This window comes from Colwellia sp. F1 (genome assembly GCF_056238625.1).
This window is the reverse complement of sequence record NZ_JBWDLI010000001.1, coordinates 72,710-92,083: the sequence shown is the minus strand read 5'-3', so window position 1 is coordinate 92,083 and position 19,374 is coordinate 72,710. Positions and strand designations below refer to the sequence as shown.

Sequence of the window (19,374 nt, the reverse complement as noted above, 5' to 3'; positions counted from 1 at the left end):
AAATTTATGCTTTAGTTCGACGTAAATTAGCGACTAAATACTCACATTACTTGATAAATATGGTACACTTTACAAAAGGGTTATGCCTCTAAAAAATGATTATTTAGAAAGAATAAACTGCATGAATAAGCACTCAAGAAACACCCAAGCTATAATTAATTTACCCGCATTAAGTCATAATTATAATGAAATTGCCAATTTGGCGCCAACAAGTAAGACAATCGCTGTAATTAAAGCTGATGCTTATGGTCATGGCGCGATTGAAGTCGCAAAGTATTTAAGTGACCAAGTACCCGCTTTTGGTGTAGCTTTTATTGATGAAGCGATTAAGCTACGTGACGCAGGTATTACACTGCCCATTTTAATCATGGAAGGGCCACTATCTTATAATGATTTTACCATCGCATTAAAAGAAAATTTTTGGTTAATGTTACATAATACCCAACAAATTGATTGGCTAAATCAATGCTCTCCTGCTTACTCTGGCAAACTATGGCTTAAGGTTGATACCGGCATGCGCCGTTTAGGTATTATGCCAAGTGATGTTGATGCTATTTTAACTAAGCTAACTGCTGAACAATTACAAAGTTTAGTGATTTGCACGCACTTTTCGAGCGCTGAAGACTTAAGCAACCCTAAAACAGTAGCACAAATAGCAGAGTTTAACGGTATTAACCAAGCCGTGCATTATAAAAAAAGTTTAGCTAATTCTGCTGGTATACTTAATTGGCCACAAAGCCATGGCGATTATAACCGACTTGGTATTGCTTTATACGGCGCTTCGCCCATTCCTATGAAAAGTTTACCGGTTAAATTAACCCCGGTGATGACCTTACAATCCACCATTATTGCACTAAGAAAGTTAAGCGTTGGTGAACCTGTTGGTTATAGTGGAATATGGCAAGCTAATCGCCCCAGCGTAATTGCTACCATTGCTTTAGGTTATGCTGATGGCTACCCTAGAAACGCTAAAAATGGCACACCTGTTTTTATAAGAGGACAAATTGCGCCACTTGCTGGTCGCGTTTCTATGGATATGATAACCGTTGATGTTACTGATATTGCAGATATTCAGCTAGGTGATGTGGTAGAGCTATGGGGTGAAAACCTCGCCATTGAAACAGTGGCTGAACACCTTGATACGATCAATTATGAACTACTTACCCGTGTTTCTAACCGGGTACCAAGGGTTTATGTGTCATAATCATACTGCCAATGTTAAGTTTATTTATTACGTTAATTGACTCACGCTTGCTAGCAATTACTGTTTAACGATAAAGGGTGACCGTTCAACAATAATTGCTTTGATAAGTGTTATATCAATCAATTATTCGGTACCTGGTAATTATTCAATGCCTAAGTATTTATGCACTTGCACTGACAAACGCCAATTATTCGCAATACAAGTATCAATGGCTAATTGCGTCGCCCTGGCCTTTTGGCTAATAGGCTGTAAATAAATAGGTGTCTTTTCAATATTATGCTCTGCTAATAACCTTTTCAGCTCGTTAACATGTTGCTCCGTTGCTACTGGGTGTTTTATTTCATTAGCGCGCTTCATGGCACTAGGTAAAATAGGGTAGCCACCGCGCATATTTATTTTTGGTGAAACGGTTACCCAACATTTAGGTGAAACCAAAATTTCAAACGTGCCAGAGGTTTCTACTTGCAAACTGTAACCAGCCGCTTCAAAGGCAGTACACAAAGGTGTTAAATCAACCATGCAAGGCTCTCCACCGGTAAGCACTATATGTTTAGCTTTATAACCTTGCTCCTGCACTAAGGCTTGTATTTGCGCCACAGAAAGTGCGCTCCATTGCGAAGTTTCTTGAGACTTAGCTAACATACTTGCTTGTGTTATTTCTTCACTTAACGTCACCTCCCAAGTATGCTTTGTGTCACACCAAGAGCAGCCCACTGGGCAGCCTTGTAAGCGAATAAATATTGACGGCTGGCCGGTAAAAGACCCCTCGCCTTGTATTGTTTCAAATAGTTCATTGATTTTATATTGAATCATTTTAATTTGTACTTTTGCCTTAGAGTGTATTCAAGTAAAATGGAGATTATTGATCATCTCAAATTGATCTTACCAACGTTGGTATTATACCCTATTTAATTTTAAGAGACTTCACTATGACTGTAAAACTATCCACTGAACAAATAAAAGCAGAGAAAGTTGTTGTTATTTATTCTGGCGGAATGGACTCATTTACCGTGCTTAATCGTGCATTAAAAGATGGTAAAGAAGTCTTTGCACTATCTTTTGATTATGGACAGCGCCATGTAAAAGAACTGGAATGTGCTAGTAGCGTATGTAAATCGTTAAATATTAGTCATAAAGTGATTGATATTACTTCTATAAACCAGTTACTTGCCGGTTCTTCATTAACTGATGATATTGATATTCCTGAAGGCAACTACGAAACAGATAACATGAAATCAACCTTGGTGCCGAACCGAAATATGATTTTACTCTCTTTAGCTGTCGGTTATGCAGTTTCAGTAGGCGCCTCACAAGTTTATTATGGTGCTCATAGTGGCGATCACGCTATTTATCCTGATTGTCGCCCAGAATTTGTGCAAAAAATGAATGATGTTTGCTTAATTGCCAATTATGACAGTGTCGAGATTTTTAGCCCTTATTTAACGGTGAATAAATCTGCTATTTTAACGGACGGAATAAAGATGGGTTTAGATTATCGTAATACTTGGACTTGTTACAACGGTAGAGAAAAAGCCTGTGGCCAGTGTGCTGCTTGCCAAGAGCGACTTGAAGCGTTTAGCGATAATAACCTTGTCGACCCTATTGCATATGAAGTTTAGCTAAAACTCTATTTACTATTATATACCCAAGCTTGCAGATCCTTACAGGTTTGGGTAACCATCCCAGCGACCTTATCCAAACACTTTACTGCGTTAATATACTTTTATTTACTTCTTAACAGCTGATTTAGTTGTGTTTTTATTTTAAGATGAAAATTCAGCTAACTCATTGCAATACATGGTCTACACTCAATAAGTGTCCATTATATTATTAAGGATTTTTTATGAGTGCTATATTCCGACCTCAAGCGCAGTATTTAAATAAAATGATTGGCGCTAACAATAATGCTCAAGCGCATATCTACCTTGAGCAAGTATTACTTTTGCCCGTAGATATACAAGATAAAATTATTGATGAAGTTAGCCAGTTAAGTAACTGCAGTTGTGAAGCTATTGCGCAGATAATCAGTAAATATTCGATTGTCGACCTTAAATAGCCGATTCAAACCGTTGTTTTAAGGGGGTTGCGCCTATCCCCTTTAATTCTACTACCCAACATTAATACACGAGAAACATACGTCAACTAAGTATTAAAAGAAAATTAGCCATTAAAGACTAGTCATTAAAGCTAAGCATTAAAAAAGCATTAGGTAGTTAATTGTTGGGTTCTTAATTTTGCAATAGCATCACGCGTTGCCGCCGCTTGTTCAAATTCTAAATTTTGCGCTTGAGCATACATAGTTTTTTCTAGCTCTTTAATTTTAGTATCAAGTTCTTTTGTTGTTAAGCTTTGATAATTTGCTGTTTTTTCAGCAACTTTGTCTAATGCTTCTGACTCACTAAAATCGCCTACATCCATCACATCGGTAATTTTTCGAACAACCCCTTTTGGCGTAATATTATTGTCAAGGTTGTATTGATGCTGCTTTTCCCTACGTTCTTCGGTGACATCAATTGCTTTGCGCATAGATTGAGTTATTTTGGCGGCATACAAGATGGCTCGTCCATTAATATTACGCGCAGCACGGCCAATAGTTTGAATAAGTGAACGTTCAGAGCGTAAAAAGCCTTCTTTGTCAGCATCTAATATAGCCACAAGTGATACTTCAGGCATATCTAATCCTTCACGTAATAGGTTAATTCCCACCAGTACGTCAAATTTACCTAAGCGAAAATCACGAATAATTTCAACACGTTCTACGGTATCAACATCGGAATGTAAATAACGCGTTTTAATGCCGTGCTCATCTAAATAATCAGTTAAATCTTCCGCCATACGCTTAGTTAGTGTGGTTGCTAATACACGTTCATTTAACGGTAGTCGTTTATTGATTTCTGAGAGCAAATCGTCAACTTGCGTTGCTACCTCTCGCACTTCAATTTCAGGGTCTAATAACCCGGTTGGTCTGACAACTTGTTGCGCAACATCACCGGCTGACTTTTCAACCTCATAATTACTTGGTGTGGCTGACACATAAATAGTTTGCGGGGATAGCGCCTCAAACTCTTCAAATTTCATCGGTCTGTTATCAAGCGCTGACGGTAACCGAAAACCATACTCTACTAAGTTTTCTTTTCGTGACCGGTCGCCTTTATACATAGCGCCAATTTGTGGCACAGTAACATGTGACTCATCTATAATAAGTAAACCATCATCGGGTAAATAGTCGAATAAGGTTGGCGGTGCCTCTCCCGCCTCGCGACCAGACAAGTAACGTGAATAGTTCTCTACACCTGAGCAATAACCAAGCTCGGTCATCATTTCAATGTCAAATTGTGTACGTTGAGTAATACGTTGCTCTTCAACTAGGCGATTGTTGTCTTTAAGGTATTGTGAGCGCTCTTTTAACTCTACTTTAATTTGCTCTACCGCAGCTAAAATTTTATCACGCGGTGTTGCATAGTGCGTTTTAGGGTACACAGTAACACGCACTAAAGTACGCTCTACTTGCCCAGTTAAAGGATCAAACTGGCTAATGCGCTCAATTTCTTCATCAAATAACTCAACACGAAGGGCAAGCCGATCAGATTCAGCAGGAAAAATATCAATCACATCGCCACGGACTCTGTAGGTGGCGCGAGCAAAGGCAACATCATTTCTTGTGTATTGTAATTCAGCCAAACGACGTAAAATGTCACGCTGATTAATAATATCGCCGACACTGATGTGCAGCATCATCTTTAAATAAGAGTCAGGATCACCCAAACCATAAATAGCAGACACAGACGCGATGATAATCACGTCACGTCGCTCTAGTAAGGCCTTGGTTGCCGACAAACGCATTTGTTCAATATGTTCGTTTACCGAAGCATCTTTTTCAATAAAAGTGTCTGTGGTAGGTACATAGGCTTCTGGCTGATAATAATCATAATAAGAAACGAAATACTCAACAGCATTGTTGGGGAAGAATTCTTTCATCTCACCGTACAGTTGAGCAGCTAAAGTTTTATTAGGCGCTATTATCATGGTGGGACGATTTAGGTTTTTAATCACATTGGCGATAGTAAAGGTTTTCCCTGAGCCAGTAACACCTAACAGCGTTTGGTGAGCTAAACCTGACTCAACCCCATCTAACAGCTGTTTAATGGCGGCAGGTTGGTCACCACTAGGTATATAGTTTGATTCAAGTTTAAAAGGCTTTACTGTGTTTTCTTTAAATAATGTATCTTTCAAGACAATTGTCCTTTAGCCATAAGCGCTTTGTTACTAAACTGTTTGGTAAATAGTCGGTATGAAAGCAAAGCCATGACCAAATTACCAAGGAAAGCGCCAAAAAAGAAGCCGTGTACACCATACAAGTAGCTACCTAGGTAAGCTAAAGGTACATAACATACAAATAACCTAATAATACTTAACATTAATGCCGTCATGGGCTTATGTAAGGCATTAAAGGATGAATTAGTCAAAATAACAATGCCTTGAAAACCATACCCTAAAGGGACAATCCACATAAATAATACAATCACTTCTATTACTCTTTCATCTTTCGTAAAAACAGAGGCTATCAAAGGCGCTGCAAGTATTAAGAGCAAATAAATGAGTACCTGCCAAAATACAATAAATTTAATGGCTGTTTTGTAAGCTTGTTCAACACGGTTCATATTCCCTGCCCCAAAGTTTTGACTAATAAAAGGGGGTAAGGTCATCGACATAGCTAATACAACTAAAGAAGCAATTGACTCTATACGAGAGCCAACACCAAAACCAGCCACCACATACTCACCATAACTTGCAGCAATCGCCGTGATAATTGCAGCAGCAACTGGCGTTAACATATTTGCTCCGGCTGCGGGTAAGCCTATTTTTAAAATTCCTTTGCATGAGACTATTAACTGTTTTAGCGGCAAAATATGAGTATGAATTAAATTTTCTTTTTTGATTAAAATAAATAGTATAAAAATAAAACCAAAGAACCAGGAAATCAACGAAGCTATTGCAGCCCCTTCAATTCCCATCGCTGGCACTGGACCAAAACCAAAAATAAAAATAGGGTCAAGTACAGCATTAACTAACCCTGACCCCCCCATAACCATGCTCGGTGTTTTAGTATCGCCAGACGATCTTAGTATCGCATTACCTATCATAGGGCCAATTAAAAACACACTGCCTAAATACCAAATATCCATATACTGGTGAATTAAAGGCAATAAGGACTCTTTGGCACCAAGTAAGGTAAAAAGCTCATCGGTAAATAAATAACCAACAAAAGATAAAGCACATACGATTACAGCTGATATATAGAAAGCGGTTGTGGCTGAGTCTTTGGCAGACAGATGGTCATCATTCCCTAAGTATTTGGCAATAACTGCTGACGTGCCTATACCTAAGCCAATCATTAGACTTATCACTGTAAAGGTTACAGGAAAAGTAAAACTAATAGCCGCTAATGGTTGCGTACCTAGCATACTAACAAAAAATGTATCAACCAAATTAAAGGTCATTAACAAAACCATGCCATAGATCATGGGAATGGTCATTCTTTTTAAGGTGCTAGCAACGGGATCTTTGAGCAAATTGACCGATTGTTTGTTATTTTTTGTTATTTGATTTGGCGTCATTAATAAATTTTAGAAAATTCCTAGTGATAATGCATAAGTACAGCAACAGCTATTGTAATCAAAAGCAAAAGAAATTCACAGTAAATAGAATGAAATATCAATCTGGTTAAAAATCAAACCAAAGTGCTAATAAAACTACAAATCAAACATAAGCCATTGATAACTAAAGGTTAAAATAAAGGCTCATTTTGTTGTTGACTTACCTGCACGCTAAGCAAAACGATAATGTAACGACACTTTACAAATCCATCAACATAGTTATCCACAACTTTGGTGGATAACTACATTTTTATTATGTTTTCCATCGTCCTAAAAAACGCTGACGATAAAACGGACAGTAAATGCTGACAAACTAACATTAATGAACGCAATTTAAGCAAACGAACTAATAATTCATTTTTTTCTTATTTTAGTGTTGACAGTTTGCCGTCAGGCCTTTAATATTCCGCCCCGTTAGCCAAGATGGTTAACAAGCTTACGAAAGAAAGTAATTCCAAACACCTTAGTTTATAGTGTTTGGTGATTAGGTAGCATTAATTCATGTAGCCTAACAAAATAGAAAATTATTCCCCAATAGCTCAGTTGGTAGAGCGATGGACTGTTAATCCATGTGTCACTGGTTCAAGCCCAGTTTGGGGAGCCACATTTTACATTGGCGACAATAAGAGAAAGTTCATGCGATGGACTGTACTCTCTAATAACAGCATGTGTCGCTGATTGGTTTTTCAAGCCCTGCTTGAGGAGCCACATTAAAAATGAGAAGTAACACACTCATAAAAATAGTTTTATTCCCCAATAGCTCAGTTGGTAGAGCGATGGACTGTTAATCCATGTGTCACTGGTTCAAGCCCAGTTTGGGGAGCCACATTTACATTGGCGACAATAAGAGAAAGTTCATGCGATGGACTGTACTCTCTAATAACAGCATGTGTCGCTGATTGGTTTCTCAAGCCCAGTTTGGGGAGCCACATAATAAAAAAGGCTACGAGAAATCGTAGCCTTTTTTTTTGCCTGCAATTATTTTGTCGTTAGTTGAACTTACAAGTTCGTGTTATTTAAATCTGCAAACCCACTAGAAAGGTGTAGTACGCACTTATAAAAAATAGTTTTATTCCTGTAGCCGCGCGCGAAAAATGAGAAATGGATGCAGGTAAAACGAGAAAAGACTAACCTAGTATAATTCGCATAAAACGAGAATAGTCCGCGCGTAATGAGAAAAGCCTCGCCTCTCAAAAATCAAATAGCTCTACTTATATATAGGTTTTATTAAACTTCTATTTCTGTATATGGCAAGTCTGCTGCTGTTGCGATAATTACGCCGTCTTTGATGTATACACTCCCTTCGGTTACTGAGTTACCAAGTACAACTTCTTTGCTACCGTCACTGTGTATTACTGTTGTTGTGCCGTTGCTGTTAACTGCATGTACTGTTGCTATGTATCGCCCTTGTGTTGCTAGTGCATTTTGCAATCTGTTGAGTGTGTTGCTCATGGTTAACCTGCGCTCTTTAATAGTGTGATTGTTTGATTAACGGTAACCGCGCCTTTGTCGCTTACTGTTGCGTTGATTGTTGCGCTGTCGCATGTCGCTTTGTATAACTCTGATTCGTACTGTATACCTACCAACATACCTGGCTCAATTGGCGGTAAGTCGTTGAGTATCTTTGTACGGATTACGCTTTGCTCTTTGTTACCTGCGTCAGCCAACACAGCACTACCGCGTTGCCGTGCGGCTTGGTTGTCTGTGATGAGTGTGTCAGCTATATCACTTGCGTATAAGTCGCCCATTGTGCCTTGTCGTCTTATTTTTGTAGATACGCCTTGCTGCTCACCGCGCACAATTACTGCGTTGTGTGTGCTTTGTATTATGTCTGAGGTGTTGTGAGTGATGATGACCGACTCGTTTATTATTACATCGCAGATGGCTTCGTCTGTTAACCACGGCATTACTGGCCATTTGGGGAGTATTGTTATTTTTTTATTCGCATCGTCTATTTTTAGCATGGCACCTATTGCGCTGGCACATATTGCTAACGCTTGTGCTGGGGTTTTATCTTTATAGCTAAAGCCAAGTGCTGGCACTGGGTAGTCTATTATTTCGCTGAATACCCCCCAAGCTGTGTGCCTTACAATATCTGCCATTATGCCAACTAGACTTTTTGGCGCTTCGTTGGTGTAGCTTGTTGCCCGTTGGTAGGGTTCGGTTAACTCTGCGAAGCGACTGCGGCCTGTTGCACTGTATGAGTTGCTATTAAATTGAGCTGATTTAGCTCTAGCCTCAACGTATGTGTAAAAGGTGTAGCCGTTAATTGTTACTTTAAGTAGCTCTCCTTGTGCGCGTTCGTAGTCTATTCTTGAGCAAAATTTTATAGAGCAAGTAGCTGCAAATTGACTACGTGAAGTTTGATAACTGAAGCTTGTTATTATTATTTGCATGTTGTCACTTGTGCGTTCGCACGTAATTGTTGGGGTCATTATATAGCTGCTCCTAAGCTGAGGCGAAACGGGTATTTTAAAGTCAATAACGGGCAAATCATCGTCTGCGCGAATTAATCCGCCCACTTCACCTAACACGCAAACTTTGTCTAATTGATTAAAGTTAATAGTGAGTGGTGATACTGTGTTAACCGCTTCTTGATTAAATGACAGCATAACAAGGCCGCGTTCTGGGTGGCTTTGAAAGTGACATTTAAGCTCCGCAGGGAAAACCCCGTAACTTATCATTATATTATTTGCGGTAACCGTGTCGTTAGCCAAGTATGCACATGTGTTGCTAATTGTTGCACTGGTTGGCTCTGACCATGATGGCGCTATAATTTGTTTGTATGGTTGTAATGGATTATTCCAATGCAACGTTGACAATTGATTTAGCAAATCATTTTTTAAATATGAAATGGTAGTTATAGTCTGTTTATTATCACTATTACGCCACAACACACTTGTTTCTACTTGCTTTAATTCACCGTGCCTAAAACTCAATAGCTGTTGCTGTTGACGTAATTCAAATTGTTCAAATTTTAATGAAGTATGCTGTTGCCGTATGATGCTTTGGCTTAATAAAACAATATGTTTACCTATGTAACCGCTACTCCAAACAATATGGTTGATTTGTTTTTTTAACGTTGCTTGTTGCCAAGTTGTGTTAGCAAAAACACCAATTTCAGGTAATGATGGCTCAGGTGTGATTACACCACCATCATCACCAAAAAGCAGTGTGATTGGTGATGATGCATTAGGCCAAGGCTGAGTAAACTGCAAGTCAATGAATGGTGTTAATTCAGTATTATCACTAAATACAAGATTAATATCGGCCATGGCGTTTTGCCATGAGCGATTAAACTGTAAGTTAATAGGTGAATTATTCATGTACTAAATAGCCATACCTTATGCAGCGCTCATATCAAATGTGCTGGCATCAATTAACTCGCATTGTACGCCGTCAATTACTGCGGCATTGTTTTCTAATGAGTCGTCAAACAGAATACAGGTTAATAGTGGGTCATTAGCAAAGTGGACGGGGAAAAGTCTTTTTATTGTTTCGCCGCCGTCGGTTCTGCAATGCCAAACCAGTTCACCGGTGTTGCGGTTAATTATTTGTAAGCGCTCTGATGCAACATCGGTGTTTACTTTTAAAAAAGCACTTGCGCGAGCAGGCTCGTTAACAACGGCTATCCCTGAAATTATCATCACCATTGCTCCGTATTTATCCAAACGCTTGAGCTTGCACTTCCATAACTCGGTAGCTGAAAGTAGTTAACTCCAGAGATAGCTTTGATGTGCGGCATAGCTACATTTTTATAACCTGTTTGCGTGCTAAAAAACAACCCTGGCACTCTCCCTCTAATCCACGGTGAATTTACGTTATTTAAGTAATTCAAATTGGCATCATGACTACCAGCTCCTCCGGCACAGATAAAGCAATCAACAAGCACCGATATTTCAGGAGTATCATCAAAAAATGTATAATCTCTAACTCCTGGTGAACTGCCAATAATACTTCGTAACGAGTGCTTGACGCGCTCATTACTACCGTTAAGCGAATAAACATTTGTGACTTCGCTGGCTTCTTTATAACTAATGAATGAATTCATCATCGAATTATTCGAATGCGAATTTTGGTCATTACTACTTCCAGCGATAGTAATAAACAAACCGGCATCATTGCTATAAAACGATTTAAAGTCACCTGCGAAAAAGATAATACTTAGCCTACTATCAAAACTATTTGTAGTTAACTTTTCATCAGAACCTACAAAAAAATAAAAAGCCGCCTCAGTCCCGATCAACATCCAATTTTTCAAGAGGTAAATTCCTGAGGAAGCACGGCGCATAAAAAACGCAGCACCAACATTAAGCAAGTTGCTTTTATCGACAAAGGATTGACAACACTGCACTTTTGTCGATGCATCAGTACTATCTATGTCTGCACTAAAAGTAATAAAACCGCCACTACCGCCTTTTGTAACATCATTTTTCAAGGCTAAATAAGGCGTTGCGGCTAGGTGTTCGTCTAACACGGTTAACCACCCAAGCGGGGCTTTTGCGCCATATCCGTCTACTAAGCACTTTTTTAATACGTTCATGTATTCGCTTGGTTTGCCGTCTACTATTTGCGGTGCACCTGGGTCGTCCCATCTAAAAACTGTTACTGGTTGTGCCATGGTTTACTCCTGCGTTTTGCTATTTAATTAAAATTTAGTTATTGAACCAATTATGTCTGCTATAGAGCTGGCTAATCGCTGTTACCAAAAAATGCTATGGTTGATTGGTCGTTTTGAATATTGCTGTGGCCTGCACTAACGCTGCGAGATAACATAATTGGCTTGCTGCCTGCTCTTGTCTCGAACAGAAAAACATTACCTGGGCTCATGCCGACGCCAAATGCTTCTTTTGCTATAATAAAATACGGTGAGTTAACAAGGCCGTTTACGGGTGCAAAGTCGTTTAATGTGTCGCCGCTTGCGATAAATCCGACTGTTTCACCGCGTAAGTTAAAAGCGGTTGGTGATGTGAACTCGATTACCCACTTTTGATTTATTGCACCTATATTTGAAAGCTGGATGGGGTATTGGGTTGTATTAATATTACCGTCGGCTAAATACTCGTCACCTGTTAAGTTGTAGTCAAAATCAGCATGGCTTGGCCACACGCTTGCTGTACGTTCGTTAAGTGTTAACGCTTGTAAGTCGCCCAATACTTGCACAGACGCAACGCTTGAGCCTGCAGGGTAATCTCTTGAAAGTGGGCTTAGTAATGTAAGGTTGTTGCCCATTATATCAACGACTAAACCACGCTCAGACTGAATTGCGGTTATAACAAACGGTGGGGTGAAATTACTTACCCCGGCGTTAATTGTTAATTCACCGTTGGCTTTGTTGTAGCTGTAATTTTCATCTGTGGTGCTATATAAGCTCGCGCTGTTGCTGTCCATTATGTCAATATAATCTGCGTCAATCATTACATTGACAATATCGTTTGCAGATAACGCTTGTTCGTTAATGCGCTCTGTATTAGCGATAGATATAACATCGTTTTTATTAAAAATTGCAACACGGCCGTAGTTAGGTAATGCACTTACGTCAAAACCATACCAGTTTGCTTGTGACACCTGAATCTCTAGGGTTTGAAAATCATATTCTATTTTTGCAACGTTAATCCCTTCTGCGAAAATCAATCTAACGTAGCCCGAGTTGTTCATTAAACTTGATGCGATATTAGCATGTTGAAACTCGCCATCGCTGTCTGATGACGCGCTAAATACCGAGCCATTACTTAATGTGATTGATAAATAAACAGAGTCACGCTTGACTGACTGCCCCTCATTTAACTCAATATAAAAACTGATGTCTTGCGAGTACTCTTGGTTTTCGGTGGTTGACTTAAATACAACACAACCCAAACCATCTTCTAGATTAGATGTTGTGTCTACGGCTTCGGCAGGTAAGATAACACCAGTGTCATAATCAATTTGGGCAAAAACATTTGAGCTATCATCAACAAACAACCCAGCCCCGTTGTCTGCATATATTTCATTTGTGTCTAATTTTTTTAGCTTAAAACTGCGCGGCACTATTGATTCGTTTTGCTCTAGCGTTAACACACTCGTAATAGCAAATTGATGCAACCGATAATCTAGTACTGATTTGTAATAAAGAGTGAATATTTCACCGGGCAATAAAGCGCGCGATAATTTGACGTTAAATTTACCGTTTTCATATGTTATTTCATCGGCAAACTCAGGTGATGATGACGAAAAAAACAAATTAAAAAAACCTCGTGCTCTATAACGCACCTCCCATTTTTTTTGGTAACCATGATCCCCCCAATACATATCAAAATTAAAATAGTCAGGTGCGTCTACACTAAAAAAACTAGTGTCTGTATCGCTTGGAGATATAAATGTTACTTTCCGCGTAAAGCTTTTTGTATCAGAGCCTAAAAACTCATAGCCTACGTTGTTAAAATTTCCTTCTGTTTTGTTAAGGCCGGGCACTAATTGCACCATTACGTCTGCAACATTTAATGTGTTATTGTCAGCAGTTGTTGTTATTGAGCTTGACCCGTGAAAAGTAGTGTCGCTACTTTTAATTAAACTTTGCATATCACTTAGCTGGTGCGCGTCGGTAAGGTTTGGGTTTTCAATAAGCAACGTAGATACAAGCGGGTCGTTCGGTTGCTCTGCTATATATACATAACCGTCTTGCAGTCGTGAGTTGTCTGCTGTATTAATCGCTGGGTAAAGCTTGACTAAATCAAACGCAGAGCGCGCATAGTCAATGTCTGAAATTGAACTAAACACATCATTTAATTTACCATTAATGACTTCATTACTTGTGCGATAGCCACCGGCGAACTTTTCATTGCCTAGTCGTTGTGGTTTGAAAAACTTTAAATCGTTACGTGAAATTGTCATTTTATATACTCATTTATAAGTGATTTTTGCTAATTTTTTATCATCATTAAGATTAAGCGGTTTGAAGGCTTAGCGTTACTTGTTCGAAATACTCAGGGTCAGCGTCACTAAAGGCGGGATAAGGCTTACCAGCAACGGCAATAGGGTTATGTTGCCAGCACACATTATAAGCAGTACTATTTATAGTTAACTCAAACGCGCCTAAATTAGCTAACGCGTGAGCTTGTAGCGCAATAAATGTGTCAGCGTTTTCGAACTCGCTTACTAATGTAATTGGGCGACCAATGGTTACTAGCGTTTGTTCAATGTGTGGTGCTCCGTTTAATGCTCGCTCTTGTTGCTGAACTACTCCGCTAAATTCGAATTTATCTACCCAAATAAAGTCAGTTAAGCTGAATGTTGAAAATGTAATCAAAAGTTAACTCCTACACTGCGCGCTTGCTCAATAGCGCTTAAAAACTTATCTTCGAACTCTGCTAGCAAGTCTGCTTTAAACGTGTCACCGCCTAGTACTAGCTCTAACCTAACCGTTGTTTGTGGTGTGCTTGGTTGCACTGGTATTGCGGCTTGTTTAGTTGTAGCTTGTAGTGTCTCTTGCTGTAGCTGTGTTTTTTTAAAGTACTCTTCATAACGCTGTGCATGCTCAGCTTCAGCAACTTTATCTCTATAATTAGCGTTAAAAACTTGGGCTTCCTTTTCTTTTTTAGCCTCTTTTTCTGCCTCTTTGATTGCGTATTCAGCCTCACGTGCTGCAACCATGTCGCGTAACTCTTGTAAAAACTTTTCTTTTTCCTCTGCTTGCTCACGGGCTTTTTGTTCGTTTTCGGCTTTAATTGCCGCAGACCTAGCGCGTAGTTCCTCTAAATTCCTTTGCTTTGCCTCTTCTTGCTCACGGGCTTTTTGTTCGTTTTCGGCTTTAATTGCCGCAGACCTAGCGCGTAGTTCCTCTAAGTTCCTTTGCTTTGCCTCTTCTTGCTCACGGGCTTTTATACTTGGGTCTTCTTTTGTTACGTTGCTTTGTGTTGTATAGCTTTGTTGGTTTGATTTAGCCGTGTTATTTCGGGCGGCTTTATTTGCCGCAATAGCCGCGCGTAGTTGGGTGCCGTAACTGCCACCAATGCGGGTGAATTTGTTTGTTGTTTCTTTAATTATTGCGTCAAGCTCACTTAATGATGTGTTTTGTGATTTCGCTTTTACCATCATTTTGTTAAAGTAATCGTCGTTTACTTTTTGTGCTGCCGCAATGTCGTTTTGCCTGCGTAGGTCGGCTACGTCTTGCCTGTCACTACGTAGGTGTTGCGGTATGTTGTTGCTGTCTTCAAACGCAACAATAGTTTGCGCGTTAGCTATATTTGACTGTCGCTGCTGATACGCTTGAGTCTGGCTAGCACTCCATGCACTACTAGACGATGCCGATGCTGATACTGCGCTTGCTAGTTGTTCATGCAGCCCAATTGTTTTTTCAATTTCGCTGTTTGCGTCAATTTGGGCTCTAGTGCCTTTTTCTGTTGCGCTGGTAACACTTTCTTGGGCGGTTTTAAAATCACCCAATAGGTTTTTTGCAATATTTAATAGATTGGTTAAACGCTCTTTTTTGTCGTTGTATTCGCCGCCTGTTATGCTGCCTCTGGCGTATTGATTATTTAAGTCAGCAAGTTGTGTTTCAAGCCTTCCTTTTTCAGTTATTAATCCGCTTACTGTGGCAGCTTCAAGATTTTGCACTCTATTTAAGTCTGCTGTTTCGTCTTTTAAGCGTGCTTGCTGAATAGTTAATAACCGTTGTGCTTCGGCCTTTTCTGCTGTGGTTGCGGTTGAGCTTTCAAGTATTTTTTTGTTTGCCGCTATAGCGTCAGTTGTTGCTTTGATTTCAGCGGTAAAGCGGTTAACAGCGTCGCTGTTTGTGTCGTTAACAGGTTTTAACTTGTTTGCTTGGTCAATCAGTTTTTTAAGTTCGTCTGTTAATCCTAGGGCAGCCGCGGCAGCATCTAGCGATTTTGGTGCAATTTCACCGGTCGCGTCAGCGGCTTGAATTGCCGATTTAGCCCAGGCTAAAAATGCTTTTTCTTGCATTTCTATTGGCTCTTTACTTTGTTGTATTAGCTCAAATGCGCCCCGGTGTTTGTCGGCCATTTCTGTTAGTGCCGCAGCTGATTTTATGCCTAGCTCTTCATAAGCTAAAGACACATCACCTGCCAAATACGCTTGACGTTCTAACGATTCATTATGCGCAACATATTTTTCACGTAATTGGTCGAGCAATACGACTTGTTGAGAGTATTCTTCACCTGCCCCTTGCAACGTGGTTTTAGCGGCATCAATCGCATTAATAAAACCCTGTACGCCACCGCGTACGCCGTCCATGCTTTCAGCTTGTTTTTCTAGCTGAGCAGTTGTCGCCACTGCTTGCTCTAGCGTTAGGGTCATTGCGCTTTGGCGGTTTTTTTCTTCGTCTGCAGCAAGCTTGGTAGCGGCTGCTAGTTTTTGCTGTATTTGTTCGGCGCTTTGGTAACGTTTCAGTGCGTCATCCCAGACGATAGTACCGCTTTCTACTGCGGCAACAAACTCTTTCATGTTTGTTATATTGGTTTGCGTTTCTGCGCTAAGTGATTCAAAACGGCCTTGTAGTTTAGCGGCTTGGGTTTCCATTACCCCTTTAGACTCTGCTGCAGCGGTTTCTGCAACGATTAGGTCTTTATATAAAAAACCCACTTCAACTAACTGGCTTATTAGTATTGTGTATAAGCTAGCTTGACCAGCAAATTTAACCGCTGTTTTCCATTTTCCTGCTGTAACCGTGGCCGCTTTAGTGGCTTTATCTGTTGCAATAATTGACGCAGTATAACTACTTAATGCTGTAATTGCGGTTCTTGCTCCGCTTACTACATTACTAAAATAATTACCTACTTTAAGTGCCAACCAAACCTTAGCGACTGACGCTATTTCATCTTTATATTCATAAATAGTAGTAAAAGTTTTTTTAATGGCTTCACCGGTGGCAACAATAGTGTCACTAACCGCTTGCGCCCATTCTTGCAAGCTGCCGTCATTTTTCATTTCAGCAAATTTTTCATTGATAGCGGTTAACTGAGCTTTTAACCAGTCCATCGCACCCGATTCAGATATCAGATTGTAAAACTGGTCAATATTGTCTTTCGCATTAGATATCTGACCTGACAATAACGCCATATTTGCTTCTGCAGCACCAACCGAGCCTTTACCCATTTCATCAATTAAGGCTTTAATAACATCACGGCCTAGCTCACCTGCCGATGACATTTTTTGTAATTCCGCCGTATTTTTACCTGTTGCTTTTTCAAGTAAATCCCATACAGGTACGCCACGCTCAATGAGCTGTAGTATTTCTTCACCTTGTAATTTTTGCTTAGCCCACGCTTGGCCAAGCGCTAAACTAATGCCTTCCACTTCTTGATAACTGCCGCCAAGTTTATAGGCTTGGTCAGTAATGGCTTGCATTGAGCCATCCATCGGATCTAATCCGAATGACTTTAACTTAACAAACGCCTGGCTAACTTGGTCAAGTTGCAATGGTGTTTTAGTAGTAAATTCTTGCACCCACTTAGTTGCTTGTTCACCACCTTCAATGCCTCCCATTAGCGCATCCATTTGAATGCCTAGGCGCTCAAACTTATCGCCGGTAGTAAATATATCTTTAATAGCACTACTTACTTGGTTTAACCCAACATACGCCGCCGTTAATGCTATTATTTTATTGGCTAGCTTAGTTAAACCCTCGGCATGTTTCTTTTCAGCAGCAGTGCCTTGTTTTAGTTTATTTGTGTAGGTATCAACTTTTTTACCTGTGTCGGTAAAGTCGCGTGCTAATTCACGTTTTTTAGCGGTGAGCTTGGTGCTGTCTATGCCGCTTTCTTTTAGTTCACCTTGTAGTTTGTTATGGGCCGTTGTTTGCTTAGCAAGCTCTGTGCGCATTTCGCCAAAGTCTTTTTCAGCAGCGTCTAAGCTGCGCGCTAGGTCAACAAACGGCTTGTTAGTGTCTTTGGCGTCGGCTTGTAGTTGCTCTAGTGCGCGTGCGGCGGCAACCGTGGCTAATTCTTGTTTTTCTAATGACTGGGCAGATTTTTGAAAATTATTAATTAAATCTTGCTGGTTTGACAACGTGTCTAATTCTGTTGCTAGTTTACGTGCTTCTTCGCCGCCGTCTTTACTTGATGAGGCAACGTTGTTTAGCTCGTCAACCATGGCACTTATATGTTGTTTACCTGTTGCTTGTGCAACAATTTTTAATGCAACTTCTAAGTTTTTATTAGACATGTAAAACCTATACTTCGTTTTTAAATAGCTGAAAATGGTTTTTACAGTTTGAAAACTGTATAAAAATGGCAGTGGTTAACTGCCATTTTTGTTTATAAAGAATACTAATGGCTTAACTGATGTTATTAACCAAGTTCGTCATACGTAAACGGCTCTGTTTCACCTGCTACCAAGTTAACTGTGCCGCCTAAGCTGCCGCTAACAAACTCACTGGCCATAAAGTCCATTTCGCTGGTTGGGCTAAGCGATGCTTGTTGTATGTCAACTCGCGCGCCTTTGCCGTTGGCTAAGTTGGTACCGTCTAGCTTTATACGTGCTTTTAACTGCGAACGAACGCCGCCTTTAATGCGTGTGCCTGTTGTAGCTAAGTAAGTGCCAGTAATGGTAATGTCACCGCCAGCCTCCATTGCACCGCCAGGTAATGAACGAATTAACCCCGCCGCGTAGTTAATTTCATAGTCAGTGCCTTTGGTTAGTACTACTGGCTGAGTGTCACTTACTACTAAATCATCAACAATATTGCTGTGGCCAATTTCAGCCCAACGATTGTTGGCTGGTAGTGTGACTGCAAGGTCTGTTAATGTACCAGCGCCTTGGTTTAGCGCTTGTGCATTACCCATTAGCAGTGCGGCAATTAATTCAGCAGGTTGGTCGTCAAACTCAATTGACACTTCAACCGGCTTGGGTATGGTTACTGTGTCTAGTGCTTGGCCGTAGGTGGCTTTTTTCTTGCTTGGTCGGGTTTTTACGTCTGACTCGTTTTTTAACGTGAATTTTGTCACGTTAATAGGGCCAATTAAGCCCGTTGCTTGGTTTTTGTCGTCTAATATGTCAATAAAGACATCGCCTGCTAGTAGTAGTCCGCTCATAATAAGCTCCTGTGGTTAATAATTTATTTTCGTTGAGTTTTCATGCGCATTTGGCATGTAAAGGCTAAAGGGTGATAACTAAACCCCTTATTGAAACTTGGCTTTATTGGCGTGTTTACGCGTTGCCATACGCCCAAGCCGCCTTGGCTTGTTTCGAGTGTTTTGCCGGCTAACGCCTGAATAACCTTAGTGAGTAATTCGCCTTGGTTTTTTTGCATTGTTTTACTGGCCAACACAATTAACCAGGTTTGTTTAATTTGCATTAACGCACCACCATTAGAGGTGTCGGGCAGTTGGTCACCATAATAAATTAGGTGTATGCAGGGCGTGCCTTGGCTACGCTCTGTTAAATCTGCGACTTCACGCGACTTGTATACGCGCTTTATGCCAGGTACTTTTTCTAGGTACTGGGCAAGTACGTCCTCAGCGATAAAGTAATCGTCGGTGATTTCAAACATTGCGCTTAATCCTACTAAACCGT

Annotated in this window: 15 protein-coding genes and 2 tRNA genes; 5 read left to right on the top strand and 12 right to left on the bottom strand. The window is 40.2% G+C overall.

The features are described 5' to 3' along the window. The first annotated feature begins 121 nt into the window (after nt 1-121). Entirely contained in the window at nt 122-1,204 is a 1,083-nt protein-coding gene (gene alr, locus AC0UA9_RS00475; RefSeq protein WP_475655738.1) for an alanine racemase, read from the top strand. A gap of 141 nt (nt 1,205-1,345) precedes the next feature. Here the strand turns inward: alr and queE are convergent, their stop codons facing one another. Continuing rightward, nucleotides 1,346-2,017, bottom strand: coding sequence for a 7-carboxy-7-deazaguanine synthase QueE (queE, locus tag AC0UA9_RS00470; protein ID WP_475655737.1), 672 nt, complete (start codon nt 2,015-2,017; stop codon nt 1,346-1,348). Between the two features lie 116 nt (nt 2,018-2,133). Here queE and queC point away from each other — a divergent pair, with 116 nt between their 5' ends. Beyond that, nucleotides 2,134-2,823, top strand: a complete 690-nt coding sequence (gene queC, locus AC0UA9_RS00465; RefSeq protein ID WP_475655736.1) for a 7-cyano-7-deazaguanine synthase QueC — start codon at nt 2,134-2,136, stop codon at nt 2,821-2,823. Nucleotides 2,824-3,047: 224 nt separating this feature from the next. Continuing rightward, nucleotides 3,048-3,260, top strand: a complete 213-nt coding sequence (locus tag AC0UA9_RS00460; protein ID WP_475655735.1) for a hypothetical protein — start codon at nt 3,048-3,050, stop codon at nt 3,258-3,260. Nucleotides 3,261-3,409: 149 nt separating this feature from the next. On the opposite strand, the gene uvrB is transcribed toward AC0UA9_RS00460, so the two are convergent. Together uvrB and AC0UA9_RS00450 are read right to left on the bottom strand one after the other, a co-directional pair. Next, nucleotides 3,410-5,437: an excinuclease ABC subunit UvrB gene (gene uvrB / locus AC0UA9_RS00455; RefSeq protein ID WP_475655734.1), complete on the bottom strand. Its 2,028-nt coding sequence runs from the start codon at nt 5,435-5,437 to the stop codon at nt 3,410-3,412. After that, on the bottom strand, nt 5,434-6,822 hold the full coding sequence (locus AC0UA9_RS00450) for an MATE family efflux transporter (protein WP_475655733.1): 1,389 nt from the start codon (nt 6,820-6,822) through the stop codon (nt 5,434-5,436). The genes uvrB and AC0UA9_RS00450 overlap by 4 nt, the downstream gene beginning before the upstream one ends. Nucleotides 6,823-7,389: 567 nt before the next feature. Between AC0UA9_RS00450 and AC0UA9_RS00445 the strand changes: the two genes are divergently transcribed. Next, nucleotides 7,390-7,465 (top strand) — tRNA-Asn (locus AC0UA9_RS00445). A gap of 146 nt (nt 7,466-7,611) precedes the next feature. Next, nucleotides 7,612-7,687 (top strand) — tRNA-Asn (locus tag AC0UA9_RS00440). Nucleotides 7,688-8,088: 401 nt separating this feature from the next. On the opposite strand, the gene AC0UA9_RS00435 is transcribed toward AC0UA9_RS00440, so the two are convergent. The 9 genes from AC0UA9_RS00435 to AC0UA9_RS00395 form a co-directional block, all read right to left on the bottom strand. Further along, nucleotides 8,089-8,313, bottom strand: coding sequence for a tudor domain-containing protein (locus tag AC0UA9_RS00435; protein WP_475655732.1), 225 nt, complete (start codon nt 8,311-8,313; stop codon nt 8,089-8,091). Nucleotides 8,314-8,315: 2 nt separating this feature from the next. Beyond that, a complete protein-coding gene (locus tag AC0UA9_RS00430; protein ID WP_475655731.1) occupies nt 8,316-10,187 on the bottom strand; it encodes a hypothetical protein in 1,872 nt (623 codons plus the stop codon). An 18-nt stretch (nt 10,188-10,205) separates the two neighbouring features. Further along, entirely contained in the window at nt 10,206-10,508 is a 303-nt protein-coding gene (locus tag AC0UA9_RS00425; protein WP_475655730.1) for a hypothetical protein, read from the bottom strand. Continuing rightward, nucleotides 10,508-11,482, bottom strand: a complete 975-nt coding sequence (locus tag AC0UA9_RS00420; RefSeq protein WP_475655729.1) for a hypothetical protein — start codon at nt 11,480-11,482, stop codon at nt 10,508-10,510. Before AC0UA9_RS00420 ends, AC0UA9_RS00425 begins: the two co-directional genes overlap by 1 nt. 71 nt (nt 11,483-11,553) lie before the next feature. Beyond that, complete coding sequence (locus tag AC0UA9_RS00415) at nt 11,554-13,734, bottom strand: hypothetical protein (RefSeq protein WP_475655728.1); 2,181 nt, start codon at nt 13,732-13,734, stop codon at nt 11,554-11,556. 52 nt (nt 13,735-13,786) lie between these two features. Continuing rightward, nucleotides 13,787-14,149, bottom strand: coding sequence for a hypothetical protein (locus AC0UA9_RS00410; RefSeq protein WP_475655727.1), 363 nt, complete (start codon nt 14,147-14,149; stop codon nt 13,787-13,789). After that, nucleotides 14,146-18,024: a tape measure protein gene (locus AC0UA9_RS00405; protein WP_475655726.1), complete on the bottom strand. Its 3,879-nt coding sequence runs from the start codon at nt 18,022-18,024 to the stop codon at nt 14,146-14,148. The genes AC0UA9_RS00410 and AC0UA9_RS00405 overlap by 4 nt, the downstream gene beginning before the upstream one ends. Nucleotides 18,025-18,149: 125 nt before the next feature. After that, nucleotides 18,150-18,893 (bottom strand): phage tail tube protein, encoded by a 744-nt coding sequence (locus tag AC0UA9_RS00400; RefSeq protein WP_475655725.1) that lies wholly within the window; start codon nt 18,891-18,893, stop codon nt 18,150-18,152. Between the two features lie 23 nt (nt 18,894-18,916). Then, nucleotides 18,917-19,351, bottom strand: coding sequence for a phage tail terminator protein (locus AC0UA9_RS00395; RefSeq protein ID WP_475655724.1), 435 nt, complete (start codon nt 19,349-19,351; stop codon nt 18,917-18,919). Between the last annotated feature and the right edge of the window lie 23 nt (nt 19,352-19,374).